Origin of the sequence: Streptomyces sp. 351MFTsu5.1 (assembly GCF_000383655.1) — a bacterium.
Lineage (GTDB): Bacteria > Actinomycetota > Actinomycetes > Streptomycetales > Streptomycetaceae > Streptomyces > Streptomyces griseorubiginosus.
Map to the genome: position 1 here is coordinate 78,831 of NZ_KB911790.1, position 13,639 is coordinate 92,469.

A 13,639-nucleotide genomic window follows, 5' to 3' on the forward strand; every position below is an offset into this window, starting at 1 on the left:
GTTTAGGGCGGTGCGGTCGGGAAACCGGCCGCACCGCCCTTGTTCTTTTCCGTTTCTCCACGAGTCGATCACGCGCTAGGCTCCCTCCGCGCACGACCGGCGCGAAGAGCAGGGTGGGGACACGGGGGACATGAGCGAGCAGCAGATCACCGATGCGGCGACGAGCGTCGACAGACCCGAGAAGGGCATGAACGAGTGGGGGCAGGCCCTGTTGGCCCTGGTGGCGGTCGGGGGCCTTGCCGCTCTTCTGTTGTCAGGGACCTTTCAGCAGAAGGCCAGTGAACCCGAACCGGCGGCTTGTGACGCGTCGGACGGCGCCCGGCCCTCGAAGCCCGTCTCCGGGATGCAGCTGTGCACGGCTCTGAACCGCGCGGACCTGCCCACACTGCTCGGTACACCGGACGAGTACGCCATGAACGCCAGCGGCAAGGAGTCCTCGAGCAACTGGGCCGACGGCACCAAGACCGTCACGCCCGAGGCGGAGATCCAGCTGGCCACGTACTCCGTCAAGCTCTCCTCGTCCGAGGACGACACCCCGGTGGCCGAGATGGTGGGCTTCCTGGGGAAAACGGCGGAGAACAGGGTGATAGGCGGGCACCCGGCGGTCCTCTACTCCGACCGGACCATCGCCCTGCAGTTCAACTTCGGCGGCGGGAAGGTCGACACCGGTCCCGGCGGCATCGCCCGCAGCCTCGTGGTCGCCAAGGACACCAAGGACGGCGGCGGCTTCTACGAGGTCACCATATGGCGCCAGGACGACGTCGTACCGGACGACTTCGCCCTGCTCCGCGTCGCTGAGACGGTGCTGCCGACGGTCCCCGGCTGGACCGCCGGCTGACGCGTCACCTGCCGACCGTGGCCCGCGGACGCGTCACTGGCGGCCCATGGTCCGGGTGAAGGTGGCGGGGTCGTCCTCGAAGCCGCTGATCCCGGGATGGAAGTCCCAGGAACCGGATTCCTGGCGGACGAACTCGGCGATGGTTGCGGCCGTCGACCCGAGGACGCTGCCGAAGTCGTCCTCGGCCAGGACCGTGTAACCCTCCCTTATGCGCAGGGCCGGATTCGCCACGCCGACGAAGGTGCGGTGCACGGAGCGCTGCTGGATGACGGCACCGACCACCACACGCGTGTACCGCGCGTCGAGCCGGTCGAGCTCCAGTGTCATGACCTCGTCCCAGCCGAAGCCCTTGCCGTCCTTGCTGTCCCGGTTGAGATAGATGGTGCCGTCCGGGGAGCGGCTGTCGAAGTGCACCACATAGGCGGGATCTCCGTACGGGGCGTCCGCCACGTACGTCGCGGCAACGATGTCCAGATCGGTGTCCGGCTCCCCGGCCGGACTCGGATCCCACTTGAGCGCGACCTCGACCTTGCGGATCCCCTTGTTGACAGCGCTCACCAGACGTCCCCTTCCCCCTGCGTCCACAGACCGAACTGCCGGTCAGGCAAGACCGGTTGTCCATCCTGCCACGAGGGTCGGACAGTTGGGGGTGCGCTCTCCGGCCGAGCGTGACCGACGCCACGCCCGGTGGCCTTACGATGGCGCGGTGCTGGTCAAGTGGATTCGCTGCACCGTGGTGGACCGCCGCGGGTTCGAGCGGGGGCAGCGAAAGTGGGCGGGGCTTCTGGGAGAGCCGGGGTTTCGGGGACAGGGCGGAGGCTGGAGCCGGGGGCGGCAGGGTGTGGCGCACATCTTCTCCTTCTGGGAGAGCCGTTCCTTCTACGACTCCTTCATGGCGCGTTCCCACGACCGGCTCGCGGCGGCCCAGTCAGGCACGTTCAAGGACATCCAGGTCAAGCTGTTCGACTACCGCTTCGACGTGAAGACGGGCTTCGAGCCCCGCTTCACCGACGCCGACCTGGTGCGGTTCGCCCACTGCCGCGTCCACGAGGAGCGCGCGGAGCATTTCACCCTGATGCAGGAGAAGGTCTGGAATCCGGCGATGGCCGGCTCGCCCGGCATGATCCGCGGACTGTTCGGCGAGGCTCCGGGACACGAGTTCCTGGTGCTCTCCATGTGGCGGTCGGCCGCCGAACACGGGAAATACCGCACCGAAAGGGTGGAGCGCCTCGCCCTGCGCGCCCAGACCGAGGCCGACGTCGCCGCTCTCACGGGTGACATCGTGGACCTTGAGCCGGCCTGGATAGTTTGAGATCCCAACTCGGTACGTGTGGGTCTATAAGTGGCTCCTGGTACGGAAACCATGTGACCTACGCCGTATGGAGCGCGTACGAGTCCGCGTTACGGGCCGACTCGATCTAGGGTCTTGGCATGGCACGACCACGGCGCATCGTCCTTGTCCGGCACGGGGAGTCAACGGGCAATGTTGATGACACCGTGTATGAACGCGAGCCCGACCACGCCCTGGCCCTCACGGAGCAGGGCTGGCGGCAGGCAGAGGAGACGGGCAAACGGCTGCGCGACGTCTTCGGCCGCGAACGCGTCAGTGTGTACGTCTCCCCGTACCGCCGTACCCACGAGACGCTGCGCGCCTTCCATCTGGACCCCGAGCTCATACGGGTGCGTGAGGAGCCCCGGCTGCGGGAGCAGGACTGGGGGAACTGGCAGGACCGCGACGACGTACGCCTTCAGAAGGCCTATCGGGACGCGTACGGGCACTTCTTCTACCGGTTCGCCCAGGGCGAGTCCGGGGCCGACGTGTACGACCGGGTCGGCGGCTTCCTGGAGAGCCTGTTCCGCAGCTTCGAGGCGCCCGACCACCCGCCCAACGTCCTGATCGTGACGCACGGCCTGGCCATGCGGCTGTTCTGCATGCGCTGGTTCCACTGGACGGTGGCGGAATTCGAGTCGCTGTCGAACCCGGGGAACGCGGAGATGCGGATGCTCGTTCTCGGGGACGACGGCAAGTACGTGATGGACAGACCGTTCGATCGTTGGCGGGATCCGGAACCGTACGGGATCAGCGACTAGAGTGGCAGACCGATGACTGCTGACTCCTCAACCGACGGGCGCCTCGACCGTGCCCTGGCCAGTCTGCGTGGTCTGGCCGTGGGAGACGCGCTGGGCTCGCAGTTCTTCGTGCCGGTGAACTACCCCCTCCTCCAGAACCGTGAGCTGCCGTCCGGCTACTGGCAGTGGACGGACGACACCGAGATGGCCTGCTCCGTGGTGGCCGTCCTGAGCGCCCACCACCGCATCGACCAGGACGCGCTGGCCCACTCCTTCGCCCGTCACCACGACTTCGACCGCGGTTATGGCCCCGCCGTCAACCGTCTGCTGCGGCTGGTCCGCGAGGGCGGCGACTGGCGTGAGCTGGCCGCGGCCCTCTTCAACGGACAGGGATCCTGGGGCAACGGCGCCGCGATGCGCATTCCGCCCCTCGGCGCCTACTACGCGGACGACCCGGAACAGGCGACCCACCAGGCCGAGATCTCGGCGTATCCCACGCACCAGCACCGGGAGGCCGTCGCCGGCGCCATGGCCGTCGCCGCGGCAGCCGCCCTGGCTGCGGATCCCAGCGGGCCACCGAGTCCCGGGGCGCTCCTCGACGGCGTCATCGCTCTCGTTCCGAAGAGTGCCGTCGGCGCGGGGCTGCGCAGAGCCCGGGACATGCTGGACTACGGCGACGCCTCGACCGTCGCCGCGGTGCTGGGGTGCGGGCGCCGTACGACCGCCCATGACACCGTGCCGTTCGCGCTCTGGTCGGCCGCCAGGTCTCTCGGCGACTATGAATCGGCGTTCTGGACGACCGCCCAGGTCGGCGGCGATGTGGACACGACCTGCGCCATCGTGGGCGGTGTGATCGCCGGCGGGAAGGCCGGGGCACCGCCTGCCGAGTGGGTGGCGCGGACCGAGGGCTTTCCGGAGTGGATGCGGGTGGCGGGTTGAGAGGCCCCGGGGAGTCGGCCGACGACTTGCCTCGTTCGGAAGACCGCAGCGCTCTGAGACTCGTTCTGGTCTAGCACTCGCCGCGCTTGGAAACTCTCCGTGCATGTCGGGAACTCTGCGTGACCGCGTTCTCGTTGTCGTGGCAGTTCCCATGCGATGGGTGTGCGACGGGTGTGCCGGTTGGCGCGGGGCGACAGGCGCGGGGGTGGTTTTGGTGGGGTGGTGGGTGTCGGTACTGCTGCCCGTGTCGGGGGCGGTGCTCGCTGTGCTGTCGTCAGTGCTCCGTGCGCGGATGGCCGGGCTGTCGCGGGCCTTCGGGTCCCCGCCCGGCCATCCGGAGCTCGGCGTGAGCCCGGCGCGATCAGCCGAGGCCCGGACCCGCCGTGCCGGCGAGCGCCTCCAGATCGCTCTTGCGGACCTTGATCACCAACCAGGCGCTGACCAGGGCGAGTACGGCCATCGCGGCAGCCGCGACGAAGCCCGTGGAGATGCCCTGGGCGAGCACCTCGTGCCCCCACGGGGCGGGCAGCTGGTGCGTCTTGGCGAACTCCGCCTTCTGCTCGGCGGAACCGTCGGCCATGAAGTTCGGCAGCTGCTTCTCCGCCTCGTTCTTGCTGGCCGTTCCGAAGACCGTCGTCAGGATGGACAGGCCGAGCGAACCACCCACCTGTTGCATGGCGTTGAGCAGTCCGGAAGCCGCTCCGGCCTCGTGCTGAGCGACACCGGAGACCGCTGTGATCGTCAGCGTCACGAAGTTGAGCCCCATGCCGAAGCCGAAGACTAGCATCGGGCCCAGTACCCCGCCCGCGTAGGAGCTGTCGGAGCTGATGAGCGCCTGCCAGGCGAGCCCGGCCACCGCCAGAGCCGACCCCGCGAGCATGAACGGTTTGGGACCGAACACCGGCAGAAACCGCTGCGACAGACCCGCGCCCAGCGCGATCACCACGGTCACCGGCAGGAAGGCGAGCCCGGCCTCGATCGGGGTGTAGTCCAGTACGTTCTGGACGAAGAGCACGATGTAGAAGAACATGCCGAACATCGCCGCGGCCAGACTCAGCATGATCACGTAAGTTCCCGCGCGGTTGCGGTCGGCGAACATCCGCAGCGGAGTGATGGGTTCCTTGGCTCGCGACTCGATGTACGCGAAGGCCAGCAGGAGCACCACGGCGACGCCGAAGGACCCGATGGTCAGGCTGTCCCGCCAGCCCTCGTCGGCGGCGCGGATGAAGCCGTAGACCAGCAGGGCCATGCCTCCCGTGGAGGTCAGGGCGCCCGCGATGTCGAAGCGGCCGGTGTGCCGTTCGGACTCGCTGATGTAGAGCGGGGTCAGTACCGCGATCAGCACGCCGATGGGCACGTTGACGAAGAGCACCCACCGCCAGTCGAGCCACTCGGTGAGCATGCCTCCCGCCAGCAGGCCTATCGCGCCGCCGCCCGCGGAGACCGCGGCGAAGACCCCGAACGCCCGGTTCCGCTCGGGCCCTTCGGGGAACGTGGTGGTGATCAGCGCCAGCGAGGTGGGAGACGCGATGGCGCCACCCATGCCTTGCAGGACGCGCGCGGCCAGCAGCTGCCAGGGCTCCTGGGCGAGTCCGCCGAGCAGCGAGGCGAAGGTGAACAACAGGATGCCGGTCAGGAAGACCCGGCGGCGCCCGAGGATGTCACCTGCCCGGCCGCCCAGAAGGAGCAGACCGCCGAAGGTGAGGGTGTAGGCGCTGACGACCCATGTGAGGTCGGTGGTGCTGAACTTGAGCGCGTCTTGAATGTGCGGCAGTGCGATGTTCACAATCGTCGCGTCGAGCACCACCATGAGTTGGCAGGCCGCGATGACGGCGAGCGCGATGCCGGGACGCCCTTCCCGGCGGGCCGCACCTGGCTTCTGATCCTTGGTCAACTGAGAGGTTGTCACGATGAGTCCCCCACAAGCGCTTTAGTGAACGGTGGCGTTCACTGTCGCGCTTACGGTAGTGAGTCCCCAGTAGTGAACGCAAGCGTTCACTTAAGTTTGTCGGCGCGTGGCGTATCCCCCTATGTCGCCGCGCGGCCCGCCCGTCCTCCCCGGAATCCCCGCTTCCCTGTTCGCTGGAGACATTCAGATGGTTACCTCGCGCTGGCCGGCCGCCCCCGCTCGGACGGCTTCCCTCCGTCGGCGCGGCCCGGTGCTGGAACGGGCGATCCTCGACGCCGCCCTGGAACAGCTCAGCACGGTGGGTTGGAACGGCCTCACGATGGAAGGTGTCGCGGCCGTGGCCCAGACGGGCAAGGCCGCGGTCTATCGTCGCTGGCCGTCGAAGGAGGAACTCGTCGCGGACGCCCTCAGGGCCGGACTGCCGCGTTTCGAGGACGTGCCCGACCTCGGAGGCGTGCGCGAGGACCTGCTCGAACTCTGCCGACAGGCCCGCGAGGCGATGTTCTCCCGCCCCGGCTTCGCGCTGCGCGCGGTCATTCACGAGTGCGATCAGGCTCAGGCCGAGCGCTTCCATGCAGTCATCTTCAACGGAGTCGTGGAGCCGAGCGTCAAGCTGCTGCACCAGATTGTCACTCGCGGAATAGAGCGAGGAGAGGTCCGCCCTGACGCGGCGAACGACTACGTCTTCGATGCGATTCCGGCCATGATGATGTACCGCTCCAAGATGCGCGGAAGCGAATGGGGTGACCTGGAGATGGAAGAGATGATCGACCAGTTGGTCCTGCCCCTTCTGCGGCCGACGGGTTCCTGACCGGTGCTCGCGAGTGTCTCGTCGGCCGTCAGGCAAACCGGGGTGTCGCACGGTGATCCGAGCGGCGTAGGCTAAGGGCGCCATGCCGTACGAACCGCCTACTCACACCGTCGAGCGCTCCCTCCGCGCCACGACCGGAGCGAAGATCATTGCCGGTGTCGACGAGGTCGGGCGAGGCGCCTGGGCCGGCCCTGTCACCGTCTGCGCCGCCGTCACCGGACTGCGCCGACCGCCCCAGGGCCTCACCGATTCCAAGCTGCTCAGCGTCAAGCGCCGGACCGAACTCGCCGAGGAACTGCGGACCTGGGTGACGTCGTACGCCCTGGGTCACGCGAGCCACGAGGAGATCGACGACCTCGGGATGACGGCCGCCCTGCGGATCGCCGCCGTACGCGCCCTGGAAGCCCTTCCGGTGCGCCCCGACGCGGTGATCCTCGACGGAAAGCACGATTACCTCGGCACGCCCTGGAAGGTCCGGACCGTCATCAAGGGCGACCAGTCCTGTGTGGCGGTCGCGGCGGCCTCGGTGATCGCCAAGGTCCAGCGCGACAAAATGATGGCCGAACTGGGTATCGACCATGCAGACTTCGACTTCGCGGCCAACGCCGGGTATCCGTCACCCGTGCACAAGGCCGCACTGGAGGTCCGGGGCCCCACCCCGTACCACCGGCTGTCGTGGGCGTATCTTGATGCGCTGCCTCAGTGGCAGCACCTCAAGAAGGCCCGCACCTGGGCGAGTGGAAGCAGTCCTGGGATCGAGGGTCAGCTCGGCTTCGATTTCTGACGATTCCGCTCGCACGGATGTGCCACCCGCTGACGCGAGCCGCACCGACGTTTGATAAACATCAGCCCATGCCTCTCATTCCCGAGGAGCCTCAGATTCACGAGAGTGCCCAGGGTCCCCGCGCCACGGCGGCCAGCGGCCGCACCGCGCCGACCCCCCGTCCCGTACCCGGCCCCCGTCCCGTGGCTCCGCCGCGCCCCGGTCGTCCCGGCCCCCTGCGGCCGACGCCGCCGGTGCAACGGACGCCGCACGACGTGGCCGTGGCCAAGCCCGGTCTCCCGGGCCCCGCTGCCCCCTCCGCCCCGGCCCCCGCCCCGGCTTCGAGGACTCCCCAGATCCAGCTCATCCCGGCCTCGGCCACGGGTGCGCTCGACGCTGCCGAGGAGGCCGTCGATCTGCTGCTGGAGTCGGGTCGTGCCCCCGGTGAAGTGCTGGTGATCACCACCGGAGAACAGCATCCGTGGGCCGCCCACGAACTGTCCTTCGGTGAAGCCGCCTACTGGGCGCAGCACGACGCCGGCGACGATGTGTTCTACGCGGACGCATCCGCCGTCTCGCGTGCCGCGTCGCGCCCCGTGGTCGTGGTCGCCGTGAACGGCGGTTCTGCCGCCGCTGCCGCCGAGGCCCTGCCTCTGGCTCATGCGCGTGCCGGTGCCCTGCTGATCGTCTGCGGTGACCCGCAGCAGATCAACTCGGTACTGGGCGCAGGCGTCTGAGCCGTTCCCGGAGACTCGGGGCGCCCGGGGTCACCGATGGTGCCGCTTGTGCGGCACCTGCACGGCGGCCCATTTGGCATGCTCGCGTCTGCGCGGAACGCCGGCGCGGGGAGCGCGGGTGTGCGGGGAGCGTCCACCGGTGCAGGGCGGCAACGGCGGTGACTGGGGCGTAGTAGTGAACCAGTGGCGAACCCGCTCCGGCCGTACGTCGGTGACGTACGGCCGGAAGGACGGTGTCAGGCGGGGCGCACCCCTGGTGGATCCGTGGTCCTCAGCGAGCCGCGGCGCGCCGCAGGACCTCCGAGGCGGCGCCGCCGGTTCGAGGCAGCAGGGGCGGCGACTCGGACGTGGCGAAGGGCTCCGGCGCGGAGTTCGCGTTCGGGCGCCGACCGCCGCGCCCCTCACCCAGGACCTGCCAGCCGTCCCGCGTCAGGGTGATGTACGCACCACAGCGCAGTCCGTGCAGGGTGCAGGCGTCACGCAGTCCCCACATCCAGGCGCCGTCCTCCTCCGTCCAACGCGCGTCGCCCTCACGGCAGTAGAGCAGCACGGCGGTGCGCACAGGGGTGCGGCGCCGCAAGTCGTGCGGGATCACCCGGCGCAGCTGCGAGAGCAGCGTGTTCCGGAACATCCAGCCGTCGGCCGGTGCCGGGCGGCGTGTGAACGAGGCACTCGCCAGCAGCCGTTCGTCCGGATCGAGAACCGCCACGATCGCGGTCGCCGGCTTGGGCTGGTGCCGGGAATGCAGCCCGCTGACGACCTCGCGCGGACTGCGCAGCAGCGGGATACCGGCCTCGGCCCACTCGGCGGGTTCGAGCAGACGGGCCAGAGGGTTGGCGGATGCGGCGGACAGGTCGGTTGACGACGTGGACGCCGCGGAGGACGGAGCGAATCCGAAGGTCACGGTCCTCCCTTCGGCTACGCGCCCATGCGGGGGCGGGGTCGGATTGGGGGAGCGCGCACCGCAGCAGAGCCCTACCGATCAACGGACGAGCCGTGCGGGGAGCGGACCTCAATTCTTCCTGCCGAACTTGGTTGCGGCAACGAGCAATTGGGCCCACCGACCCGAATCGGATGGTTGGTGGCATATATCCCTACCCCGTCTTTTGCCGGGCGACGCTCGGAGCCGTCGGCCCGGCTCATCGAGGCCCCGAGCGGCACGCGCGCAGGGACCAGCGCCGACTCCCGCGCCTCTCAGCCGCGTACCGCCAGCACCAGCGGCAACACCCCCTGGGCACCTGACCGCAACAGCAACCGGGCGGCTACGGCGAGAGTCCAGCCGGTCTCGGTCATGTCGTCGACGAGCAGCACGGGACCGCCGGCTGCCTCAAGTGCCTCCCGCAGGGACGGAGGCACGATGAGCGCACCGTGCAGGGCACGGAGGCGCTGAGCGCTGTTGGAGCGCGGCAGCGAGAGCTCGTCGGAGTGGTCCGTGTAGCCGAGGGAGCCCAGGAACGGGATACGGCCGACCGCGGAGATCCGGCTCCCGAGCGACTGGACCAGCTGAGGCCGGGTGCGCGAGGGCAGCGTGACGACACCCACGGGGCGGGCGGGGGAGTCCGCGGCGCCGGAGGCCCAGCCGTCGGGCCCCTTGGCCCAGTCGGCCAGCACGGTCACGACAGCGTGCGCCACATCGTCGGGAACGGGGGCGTCCGGGGTCTGGGGCGCGAGCAGCGGACGCAGCCGGTTGCCCCAGCCGATGTCCGACAACCGTCCGAGGGCCCGGCCTGGGGAGGCCTGTTCCCCGGGCGGAATACGGCCCTTGAGGTCGACGCCGATGGCCGGCAGCCCGGTGGGCCACATCCGACGCGGCTCCACCACGACCCCGGCCCGGGCGAGCGAGCCGCCTGCCGTGTCCAGTGCGGCCGCAGAGATGTCGGCGGTGAATCGGGGCCCTGCGCAGTTGTCGCAGCGGCCACAGGGAGCCGCTTCCTCGTCGTCCAGCTGCCGTCGCAGGAACTCCATACGGCAGCCCGAGGTGGTGGCGTAGTCGCGCATGGCCTGCTGTTCGGCGGCGCGCTGCTTCGCGACCCACGCATAGCGCTCGGCGTCGTAGGACCAGGGCGTCCCGGTGGCGATCCAGCCGCCCTTGACCCGGTGGACGGCGCCGTCCACGTCGAGCACCTTGAGCATGATCTCCAGGCGGGTACGGTTCAGTTCGACCAGCGGTTCGAGCGCGGGCAGCGACAACGGCCGGTCCGCGCCGGCCAGGGCGTCGAGGGTGCGACGTACAGCTTCCTCGGGCGGGAACGCGACGGAGGCGAAGTAGGACCAGATCGCCTCGTCCTCACGGCCGGGCAGGAGCAGCACCTCGGCGTGCTCGACACCACGTCCGGCGCGGCCCACCTGCTGGTAGTAGGCGATGGGCGAGGACGGCGAACCGACGTGGACGACAAAGCCGAGGTCCGGCTTGTCGAAGCCCATGCCGAGTGCGGACGTGGCGACCAGCGCCTTGACCTTGTTCGCGAGCAGAGCCTCCTCGGCCTGCTGGCGTTCGGCGTTCTCCGTCTTTCCCGTGTACGAGGCGACGGTGTGCCCGCACTCACGCAGGAAGGCGGTGATCTCCTCGGCGGCGGCCACCGTGAGCGTGTAGATGATTCCGGAACCCGGCAGATCGTTCAGGTGGTCGGCCAGCCAGGCCAGCCGGTGGGCCGCGTCGGGGAGCTGGAGCACGGACAGGCTGAGGCTCTCGCGGTCGAGGGGCCCCCGTAGCACCAGCGCGTCCGAGTCGCTGCCCGTGCCGAGCTGCTCGGCCACGTCCGCGGTGACACGGGCGTTGGCAGTGGCGGTGGTGGCGAGCACCGGCACGCCGGAAGGCAGCTCGGTGAGCATGGTCCGCAGTCTGCGGTAGTCGGGGCGGAAGTCGTGTCCCCAGTCGGAGATGCAGTGCGCCTCGTCGACGACCAGAAGGCCGGTGGCGGCGGACAGTTCGGGCAGGACGTTGTCGCGGAAGTCCGGGTTGTTGAGCCGCTCGGGGCTCACCAGCAGCACGTCCACGGTGCCTGCGGCGACCTCGGCGCGAATGGTGTCCCACTCCTCCGGGTTGGAGGAGTTGATGGTCCGGGCCCGGATGCCGGCTCGCGCGGCGGCGTCGACCTGGTTGCGCATGAGAGCGAGGAGCGGGGAGACGATCACGGTCGGTCCGGCGCCGCGCTCCCGCAGCAGGGCCGTCGCCACGAAGTACACCGCTGACTTGCCCCACCCCGTCCGCTGCACGACCAGGGCGCGGCGCTTGTCGGCGACGAGTGCCTCGATGGCCCGCCACTGGTCCTCGCGCAACCGCGCCGATCCGGTGCTGTCCCCGACGAGCCGGGCGAGGATGCCGTCAGCGGCCTCGCGCAATTCGTCCTTGGTCGTGTGCGTCATGCCTCCCATACAACAGGACGGCTCGGACAGTCGGGCGCCGCGGCGGGCGGCCTGTGGACGAGGGACAGACGGGGGCGGCCGTGGGCTGCCGATCCGTGTACGGCGGATCGGGTGGTTGTCGTGGTCCTGATCGGAGTTATCCACAGGGGCAAGCGGAGGATCGCGATCCGCGAGATCGTCTGCGCATGACGAATCACAGCGAAACGACCGGATCGGCTGCAAGCGGCAATAACGACGGGCGGGGTATTGGCGGACGAAGCGGTAACGGGTGGGGCGGCGATGGGCGCGATGGTGGTGGGTGCGGAGGCGGTGGCCGCGACGGTAGCGGCCGGGACAGCAGTGGACGCGATGGCAGGGGCCGCGATGGTGGTGGGCAGGACGGGGACCGCTTGGGCATCGGGGAGCGGTTCGGGGACGGTTCGGGCATCGGCGAGCAGGTCGGGGACGGCTTGGGCGGTGAGCGGGTCAGGGACGACTCGGGCGGTGAGCGGGTCGGATTCGACGCGCACGGTGCCGAGCACCAGGTCACTCTGCGGACGCCGGGCGAGCTGGCCGATGCCCTGCCGTACCTCCTCGGATACCGGCCGGAGGACAGCATCGTGCTGGTCGCCCTGCACGACCGGGACGGCCGTGGCAGGTTCGGCGGGCGAGCTCGGCTCGGCATCCCGGCCAACACGGACGACTGGGCGGCCGTGGCCCGGCAGTTGGCCCACGGGCTGATCACCGGCAGCGAGCGCAGGGGCGCCCGCCCCGAGCAGATGGTCGCTTACCTCTGCCAGGAACCCGGAGCCGGCGAGACCGGAAAGCAGATCACGGAGCGGCTGGCACCGCTCGCCACCCTGCTGCGCACGGAATGCGGCCGGCTCGACGTTCCCGTGATCGAGGCGTTGTGCATCTCTGACGGCCGCTACTGGTCGTACTGCTGTCCGAGCGAGGAATGCTGTCCCACGGAGGGGCTCCCGATGGGTCTGCCCGGCACCTCCGTGCTCGCGGCCGCGGCGACGTACGCCGGGCTGCAGGTGCGGGGCACTCTGCGTGAGGTGCGCGGCAGGTTGCAGCCCTGGGAGACCGCTGCCGCCCTGGAGCAGGAGGTCGCCCTGGACACCGCCGGTATGGCCTTGATCCCCAGGATGCTCGACCTGCCGAGCCGCAGGGAAGTGGCGAAGGAGACAGTGCGGCTGGCGAGGCGCGTCATGACTCGTTTCGCCGAAGCGCCACCCGTCTCCGGCACCCTCCAGGCGGACCTGCGGGACGACGAACTGCTGGGGCACGAGGAGGCGGCGCAACTCATCCTCGGCCTTCAGGACCGCACCACCCGGGACCGTGCAGCCGAGTGGATGGAGGCTGAGGAGGCCGGGCCCGCCCTGCGGCTGTGGCGGGCACTGGCCCGTCGGTGCGTCGGGCCGTACGGCGAACACGCGGCGGCGCCGCTCACGCTCGCCGGGTGGGTCGCGTGGTCCGCGGGCGACGAGATCGAGGCCAGGGAAGCGCTGGCCATGGCTCTCGGAGCGGATCCGGGCTACCTCTTCGCCCGGCTTCTGCACCAGGCCTGCAACGAGGGACTGGACCCGGAGTCGATCCGTCGGTGCCTGCGCGCGGAACGTCAGTCGCGTGAGACAGGGGCCCCGTCAGAAGTCTGCCGGTCCGACGAGGCACAGACGGTCGAGGATGCGGAGCCGCCGAGCACGCCTGACTCCGACGGCAGTCGGGCTCACCGTTCCGAGGGGACTCTTCCCTCGCGCTTGTTCGAGCCCTTCCCGGCGTCCATGCCTCCCACGGCCTCCCGCCGACGCAAGCGGACTCGCAGCGGCTCTCCCAGCGGCACTCGCGGCGATGCCCTGGCGCACCCCGGCCAAGGGGAGGGGCGACCGTCCGGCGTGGAGGACTCGCGCCCTCCGTCCCGCGCGGTCGGCCCCACGCGTCCCGGTGCCGTGCGCCGACGTGCCACGGGGAAGGACGCCACATGCCGACCCGAGGGCACTCGGCCTGGAGGTGGTGCCACTGGCGGTGCCGCCGAGGGGGAGGGATGAGCGACAGCTGGGAACGGGTCGCGCGCGGGCTGTCCCGTCTGTGTCGCCAGATGGCACCCCTGACTCGCTGCCATTCGGTCGGCTTCCCCGGTCGCAGGCGTGACCCGGAACAGCCCCGCCCCGTTCACCTGGGTGGCGGAAGGCCCGACCGGGCGGTGCCGTCGCACAGCACCTGT

At 70.0% G+C, this 13,639-nt stretch carries 12 protein-coding genes; 8 read left to right on the plus strand and 4 right to left on the minus strand.

Translation table 11 applies throughout. The annotated features are described in order from the left end of the window. Positions 1-130 precede the first annotated feature (130 nt). Positions 131-838, plus strand: coding sequence for a DUF6215 domain-containing protein (locus H295_RS0130560; RefSeq protein WP_020139146.1), 708 nt, complete (start codon positions 131-133; stop codon positions 836-838). A gap of 33 nt (positions 839-871) precedes the next feature. Here H295_RS0130560 and H295_RS0130565 read toward each other — a convergent pair whose 3' ends face one another. After that, positions 872-1,396 (minus strand): TerD family protein, encoded by a 525-nt coding sequence (locus H295_RS0130565; RefSeq protein ID WP_020139147.1) that lies wholly within the window; start codon positions 1,394-1,396, stop codon positions 872-874. A 148-nt stretch (positions 1,397-1,544) separates the two neighbouring features. Here H295_RS0130565 and H295_RS0130570 point away from each other — a divergent pair, with 148 nt between their 5' ends. The 3 genes from H295_RS0130570 to H295_RS0130580 all read left to right on the plus strand — a co-directional run bounded on the left by H295_RS0130570 (position 1,545) and on the right by H295_RS0130580 (position 3,847). Beyond that, on the plus strand, positions 1,545-2,150 hold the full coding sequence (locus H295_RS0130570; RefSeq protein ID WP_028809894.1) for a YdbC family protein: 606 nt from the start codon (positions 1,545-1,547) through the stop codon (positions 2,148-2,150). A 119-nt stretch (positions 2,151-2,269) separates the two neighbouring features. After that, on the plus strand, positions 2,270-2,929 hold the full coding sequence (locus H295_RS0130575; RefSeq protein WP_028809895.1) for a histidine phosphatase family protein: 660 nt from the start codon (positions 2,270-2,272) through the stop codon (positions 2,927-2,929). A 12-nt stretch (positions 2,930-2,941) separates the two neighbouring features. Further along, the gene (locus tag H295_RS0130580; RefSeq protein ID WP_020139150.1) at positions 2,942-3,847 is read left to right on the plus strand and encodes an ADP-ribosylglycohydrolase family protein; all 906 of its coding nucleotides are present in this window, start codon (positions 2,942-2,944) and stop codon (positions 3,845-3,847) included. A 361-nt stretch (positions 3,848-4,208) separates the two neighbouring features. Here H295_RS0130580 and H295_RS0130585 read toward each other — a convergent pair whose 3' ends face one another. Continuing rightward, entirely contained in the window at positions 4,209-5,756 is a 1,548-nt protein-coding gene (locus tag H295_RS0130585) for an MFS transporter (RefSeq protein ID WP_028809896.1), read from the minus strand. 187 nt (positions 5,757-5,943) lie between these two features. Between H295_RS0130585 and H295_RS0130590 the strand changes: the two genes are divergently transcribed. From H295_RS0130590 to H295_RS0130600, 3 genes are all read left to right on the plus strand, one after another. Next, the gene (locus H295_RS0130590) at positions 5,944-6,567 is read left to right on the plus strand and encodes a TetR/AcrR family transcriptional regulator (protein WP_028809897.1); all 624 of its coding nucleotides are present in this window, start codon (positions 5,944-5,946) and stop codon (positions 6,565-6,567) included. Between the two features lie 82 nt (positions 6,568-6,649). After that, positions 6,650-7,351 carry a ribonuclease HII gene (locus tag H295_RS0130595; RefSeq protein ID WP_020139153.1) on the plus strand — a complete coding sequence of 234 codons (702 nt, stop codon included), beginning with the start codon at positions 6,650-6,652 and terminating at the stop codon, positions 7,349-7,351. A gap of 68 nt (positions 7,352-7,419) precedes the next feature. Beyond that, positions 7,420-8,067, plus strand: a complete 648-nt coding sequence (locus H295_RS0130600; RefSeq protein ID WP_078616791.1) for a hypothetical protein — start codon at positions 7,420-7,422, stop codon at positions 8,065-8,067. Between the two features lie 271 nt (positions 8,068-8,338). On the opposite strand, the gene H295_RS0130605 is transcribed toward H295_RS0130600, so the two are convergent. Both H295_RS0130605 and H295_RS0130610 read right to left on the minus strand, forming a co-directional pair. Beyond that, positions 8,339-8,971: a hypothetical protein gene (locus H295_RS0130605; protein ID WP_020139155.1), complete on the minus strand. Its 633-nt coding sequence runs from the start codon at positions 8,969-8,971 to the stop codon at positions 8,339-8,341. Between the two features lie 290 nt (positions 8,972-9,261). Next, complete coding sequence (locus H295_RS0130610) at positions 9,262-11,433, minus strand: RecQ family ATP-dependent DNA helicase (RefSeq protein ID WP_020139156.1); 2,172 nt, start codon at positions 11,431-11,433, stop codon at positions 9,262-9,264. Positions 11,434-11,822: 389 nt separating this feature from the next. Between H295_RS0130610 and H295_RS43710 the strand changes: the two genes are divergently transcribed. Further along, on the plus strand, positions 11,823-13,463 hold the full coding sequence (locus H295_RS43710; RefSeq protein WP_020139157.1) for a DUF4192 family protein: 1,641 nt from the start codon (positions 11,823-11,825) through the stop codon (positions 13,461-13,463). Positions 13,464-13,639 lie beyond the last annotated feature (176 nt).